We start from the raw sequence: 248 nt of genomic DNA, 5'->3' as shown, positions 1-248 counted from the left end.
AGTTGATTTAAGTTTGGCAACTATAGCAATGAAATCTTCAACTGGCATCAAAGACTGTGCCGTCTCTGGTGGAGCTCCGCCAAAAGCTGTGATTATAAGCTGCCTGGTATGTTGAAGCAGTCGTTCTACAGCTTTAATATCTGTTTGAATGACAAAGTCGCCATTAAAAACACCTTTATGTCGTTCTTCTGGCGATAATACTTGGTTTACGGTCAGGTTCATTTCAGATCCAAAAGATAATATCAACA

General features: G+C 39.5%; 1 protein-coding gene. It reads right to left on the bottom strand.

The features are described from left to right. On the bottom strand, positions 1-222 hold a 222-nt coding region (locus SB753_RS39980; protein WP_410805537.1), incomplete at its 3' end, for a hypothetical protein. Positions 223-248 lie beyond the last annotated feature (26 nt).

The sequence above is a fragment of the Paraburkholderia sp. SIMBA_053 genome, assembly GCF_046534895.1.
Lineage (GTDB): Bacteria > Pseudomonadota > Gammaproteobacteria > Burkholderiales > Burkholderiaceae > Paraburkholderia > Paraburkholderia caledonica.
The sequence above is the reverse complement of the archived record's forward strand: the minus strand, read 5'-3'. Positions and strand labels throughout refer to the sequence as shown.